This window comes from Sphingopyxis sp. (genome assembly GCF_016463645.1).
Lineage (GTDB): Bacteria > Pseudomonadota > Alphaproteobacteria > Sphingomonadales > Sphingomonadaceae > Sphingopyxis.
On sequence record NZ_JAEMQX010000005.1, the window covers coordinates 93088 to 97997 of the forward strand.

Consider the following 4910-nt stretch of genomic DNA (forward strand, 5'->3'; position numbering starts at 1 on the left):
CATGAGCAAGTTCGAACCCGTCGCCAAGGCGCCGGTCCGCATCCAGCAGAACATCCTCGCGCGCAGCGAGCGCCGTCTTCTCAACTGGCTCTGCGCGCGCCTTCCCCGATGGGTCACGCCCGACCAGCTCACCGTGCTCGGCTTCGCGGGCGCCGCGCTCGTCGCGTCGGGTTATCTGCTGAGCTGGTTCGACAGCGAATGGCTCGGCCTGTCGCTCGTGGGCTATATCGTCAACTGGTTCGGCGACTCGCTCGACGGCAGCCTCGCGCGCTGGCGCGGCATCGAACGGCCCAATTACGGCTATTTCGTCGATCACAGCGTCGATGCGCTCGCGACGCTGCTGATGATCAGCGCGATCGGGATGAGCCCCTATATGCGGCTCGACGTCGCGCTGATGGGGGTGATCGGCTATTTCCTGCTCTCGATCCACACCTTCATTTCGGCGAAGATCCTCGGCGAATTCCGCCTCTCCTACATGGCCGGAGGGCCGACCGAGCTCAGGCTGATGCTGATGGCGATGACCGTGCTCATGCCGATCGTCGGCGGCCGCGACATAAGCGGCACCAATTTCTCGCCCTTCGACCTGTTCGGGCTGGTCGTCGCGAGCATCCTCGTCACGCTGTTCGTCGTCCAGACCTCGGCGACCGCCCGGATGCTGCGCCGCCGGGGGAACTGATTCCTTCTCAGCGCCGCTCGCGCGCCTGCGGATAGGTGCCCAGCAGCCGCAGCGACTTGGTCTGGAAATCGAGCTCCTCGAGCGCTCGGTCGATCCGCTCGTCGCCGGGTGCCCCCACGATGTCGCAATAGAATTGCGTCGCGGCGAAGCTGTCGCCGGTCTGATAGCTTTCGAGCTTGGTCATGTTGACGCCGTTGGTCGCGAAGCCGCCCAGCGCCTTGTAGAGCGCGGCGGGAATATTCTTCACCTCGAACATGAAGGTCGTCATCAGCGGCCCCTCGACCGCGGCGAAATCGGTCAGCGGTTCGCGCGCAAGCACGACAAAGCGCGTCGTGTTGTGTTCGGCGTCCTCCATCCCGGTGCCGTGGAGCGTCAGGCCATAGATTTCGGCGGCATGCGGCGGTGCGAGCGCGGCGAGCCCGACCTCCTCGCTGTCGGCGACCCATGCCGCCGCGCCCGCGGTGTCGCTGTGCGCGACCGGCGCGATATTGTTGGCTCGGAGCCAGTGGCGGCACTGCCCCAGGGCCTGCTCGTGGCTCATCGCACGCGTCACGGGCCCGAGATCGCGGCTCATCAGACCGTAACGGATCGGCAGGAAATGCTCGCCGACGATCGACAGGCCGGATTCGGGCAGCAGGAAGTGGATATCGGCGACGCGGCCGTGCAGACTGTTCTCGATCGGAATGATCGCGCGGTCGACGCGGCCTTCGCGCACCGCATCGATCGCATCCTCGAACGCATAGCAGGGCATCGGCAGCGAATCCGGATCATATTCGCGTGCGGCAAGATCGCTGTTCGCGCCCGGCGCGCCCTGGAATGCCAGTCCGCGCGCCGGCTCGGCCAGCGCCGCGCGGCGCATTTCGTCGACCAGATGCTGCGCCGAAGCCGAATAACTTCCCATCGATTGCCTTCCCACGGTGGAGCCGCGGCGCATAGCCGCCCGCCCCTTTGCGCGCAACCGGGCGCAATCCATTCCCTCGCGCGATTTCATCCCCTTGCGCCGCCGTCGCGCCGCCAGTAAGGGAGCGTCCAAATCAAAGATGCGCCCGGCACGCGGGCGTCAGCTAACGGGGCTGCTACGCATGGACAATCGCAACAACACTATTGCCGGCTGGGTATTGTTTGCCGGCATCTGCGCGCTGGGCCTGACCATCGGGTCGCAGATGTTGTTCGCAACCCACGCCCCGGAAAAGCCCGGTTTTCCCATCGAGGACGCCGATGGCGACGCGGGTGGCGGCGAATCGGCGGTGCCGCTCGCCAACCTTCTCGCCGCGGCCGACCCCGCGAAGGGCGAAGCGGTGTTCGCGAAGTGCGCCGCATGTCACACGATCAATTCGGGCGGCGCCAACGGTATCGGCCCGAATCTGTACGGCACGCTCGGCGAGGAAATCGGCCACGGCAAGCATGGCTTCGGCTTCTCGGCCGCGCTCGCCGGCATGGGCGGCAGCTGGGACTTTGAAAAGATGGACGCCTGGCTGACCAGCCCGCGCAAGTTCGCCCCGGGCACCAAGATGTCGTTCGCCGGCCTCGGCAACGCCGAAGACCGCGCGAATCTGATCGTTTATCTGAACAGCCAGGGTTCGAACCTGCCGCTGCCCGCCGCCGAAGCGGCGCCGACCGCTGCCGAGGACGCCGCGCCGGCCGACGGTGCTGCCGCCGCTCCCGCACCGGCCGCCGATGCGGCCGCCGCCACCCCGGCCGGCGCCGCACCGGCCGCCCCCGCTCCGGCCGAAGCCAAGAAATAATGCGCCTCGCGCCCGTCCTGCTGGCGGGCGCGCTGGCACTCGCCGGTTGCGGCAAGAGCGACGACAGGGGCGGCGATGTCCCCGCCGGGGACGGCGCGGCCGTCGCAGCGCCCGCCGTGGCGCCGACCGCCGCCATGGGCGAGCAGGTCTTTCGCCGCTGCGTCGCATGCCACACCGTCGAAAAGGGCGGCCCGAACGGGATCGGCCCGAATCTGCACGGCGTCGTCGGCGCCGCCGTCGCGACGAAACCCGGTTTTTCCTATTCGGGCGCGATGAAGGCGAAGGGCGGCGTCTGGGACGACGCCGCGCTCGACAAATATCTCGAGGCGCCGATGAAGGATGTTCCCGGCACGCGCATGGCCTTCGCCGGCGTGATCGACGCGACCGATCGCAAGGCGCTGATCCTGTATCTCGAAGAACAGTCCAGATGATCCTCGATCCTCCCCGTGGCATCGCCATGGGGAGGTGACGGCGCGAAGCGCCGACGGAGGGGCAATCGGCGTAAACATCGCCGCTCCCCGACCATCCTTCGGGTGGCCCCCTCCCCACCGCTGCGCGGACGGGGAGGATTGCATCCGGTCAATGATGCTCGTCGATATTCGCGTAGAAATCGGTGATGATCTTCCACGCCTCGTCGGCGGTTTCGACGAATTTGAACAGGTCTAGATCGCGCGCGCTGACCACGCCTTCCTCGACCAGCGCCTCGAAATTGACGACGCGGTGCCAGAATTCCTTGCCGAACAGCACGATCGGAATCGGCTTGATCTTGCCCGTCTGGATCAGCGTCAGCAGCTCGAACATCTCGTCGAAGGTGCCGAAACCGCCGGGGAAGACCGCGACCGCGCGCGCGCGGAGCAGGAAGTGCATCTTGCGGAGCGCGAAATAGTGGAACTGGAAGCTGAGCGACGGCGTGACGAAGCGGTTCGGCGCCTGTTCGTGCGGAAGCACGATGTTGAGCCCGATCGATTCGCGACCCTCGTCCTCGGCGCCGCGGTTCGCGGCTTCCATGATCGACGGTCCGCCGCCCGAACAGACGACGAAGTGGCGACAGCCCTTGTCGTCGCACGGATATTGGCTCGCGAGCCGCGCCAGAGCGCGCGCCTCGTCATAATATTTCGCCTTCGCTTTCAGGCGGCGGGCGATGTTGCGCTGCGTATCGTCGGTCGCCGCGGTCTCGATCGCGTCGGCCTGCGACGGTTCGGGAATGCGCGCCGAGCCATAGATGACCAGCGTCGACTCGATCCCGGCCTCGTCGAGCAGCAATTCGGGCTTGAGCAGTTCGAGCTGGAAACGGACCGGGCGCAAATCCTCGCGCAGCAGGAAATCCTTGTCCTGAAACGCCAGCTTGTAGGCGGGGTGAGCCGTCTGCGGGGTGGTGGTCGCCTGCTTGGCGAACTGCGCGTCGTCCTTGGCCTTGTGGAAACGCGAACGATGGGGTTGTTTATCTTCTGCCATTGGCGGACGGCTAGCCGCTCCGCGTGACTTTGCCAAGTCAGCGACCGCTCGCTCCTCCCTCTTCGTCACCCTCGAACGAGACATGTGGCACGGTCGACCTGATGCGGGGTCCATTCTTCCGAACATCGATGGATACCGGATCAAGTCCGGCATGACGAAAATCAGCGGCAGTAGCCGTTGCCGCTCATGTCGAAGTGGAAATGATTATAGTGGGCCGCGTTATAGTCGGGGCCGAGCGCGGTGCCAAAGCGGCGGCAGCCCGATTTGTGCAGTGCGCGCAGGAAATCCTGCGACGGCCGGTCGCCCGTCCACCCGCCGTCGAGCATGATGCGGCGCCCGTCGGCGAGCACGAAGCCCGACACGTCGATCGCGTTCGAATAGGCATGCTGCGACAGACGGCCCGAACGGCCGCCATAGATGTTGCGGCAGCTATAGGTACCGAAAGTCTCGATCTTGATGACCTCGGTCCCGAAATATTTCCGCGCCGCGGGTTTCACCGCATATTGCGCCCACGCCGCGAAATTCTTCGCGAGCGGACAGGTCATCGCGCCGAGGCCCGACACCGGCACGCCGACGTCGAGCAGCTTGATCGAATCGATCGAGGTGCAGCCACCGCCATGATCCTGGTTCGGAAGCGGCGTGAAGCGCACGCCGGCCTGGTTGAGGTCGAACGCGCATTGCTGCGCTTCGGCACTGGTGAAGGAGGGAGAGCCCACAGCCTGCGGACGGCTCGGCTTGCTTGCCGATGCCTGCTTCCCGCCGCCATTCTTCATCACCTCGGGGGCACCGAAACAGGCGGACAGCGCCAGCGCCGCCGTGGCGGCGATCAGGATCCGGGGCTTCAGGAAAGTCGGGATCGGCATGGGCGTCAAATTACCGACGAAATGGTTAACAAGTCGTATACCATTTTCTCCACTCGTCGAAAATTTCGCGCGGTCCGTGCAATTTGTTTGACAGCCCACGCGCACTCCCTAAACGCGGCGCCGGGCCACGCGGTCCCAACGCCGCGCGAGCTCTCTGCAAGGAGAGACTAT

Annotated in this window: 6 protein-coding genes; 3 read left to right on the forward strand and 3 right to left on the reverse strand. The window is 65.8% G+C overall.

Translation table 11 applies throughout. The annotated features are described in order from the left end of the window. Position 1 precedes the first annotated feature (1 nt). Positions 2-676, forward strand: a complete 675-nt coding sequence (locus tag JHC57_RS02950; protein WP_294028520.1) for a CDP-alcohol phosphatidyltransferase family protein — start codon at positions 2-4, stop codon at positions 674-676. A gap of 7 nt (positions 677-683) precedes the next feature. On the opposite strand, the gene JHC57_RS02955 is transcribed toward JHC57_RS02950, so the two are convergent. After that, on the reverse strand, positions 684-1577 hold the full coding sequence (locus tag JHC57_RS02955) for a prephenate dehydratase (protein WP_294028522.1): 894 nt from the start codon (positions 1575-1577) through the stop codon (positions 684-686). A 181-nt stretch (positions 1578-1758) separates the two neighbouring features. On the opposite strand from JHC57_RS02955, the gene JHC57_RS02960 reads away from it, so the two are divergent. Beyond that, on the forward strand, positions 1759-2421 hold the full coding sequence (locus tag JHC57_RS02960; protein ID WP_294028523.1) for a cytochrome c family protein: 663 nt from the start codon (positions 1759-1761) through the stop codon (positions 2419-2421). Further along, a complete protein-coding gene (locus JHC57_RS02965) occupies positions 2421-2852 on the forward strand; it encodes a cytochrome c family protein (RefSeq protein ID WP_294028524.1) in 432 nt (143 codons plus the stop codon). The genes JHC57_RS02960 and JHC57_RS02965 overlap by 1 nt, the downstream gene beginning before the upstream one ends. A 148-nt stretch (positions 2853-3000) precedes the next feature. Here JHC57_RS02965 and JHC57_RS02970 read toward each other — a convergent pair whose 3' ends face one another. Together JHC57_RS02970 and JHC57_RS02975 are read right to left on the reverse strand one after the other, a co-directional pair. Further along, positions 3001-3876, reverse strand: coding sequence for an LOG family protein (locus tag JHC57_RS02970; RefSeq protein ID WP_294028526.1), 876 nt, complete (start codon positions 3874-3876; stop codon positions 3001-3003). Between the two features lie 161 nt (positions 3877-4037). Next, positions 4038-4739 carry an extensin family protein gene (locus JHC57_RS02975; RefSeq protein ID WP_294028528.1) on the reverse strand — a complete coding sequence of 234 codons (702 nt, stop codon included), beginning with the start codon at positions 4737-4739 and terminating at the stop codon, positions 4038-4040. Positions 4740-4910: the final 171 nt, after the last annotated feature.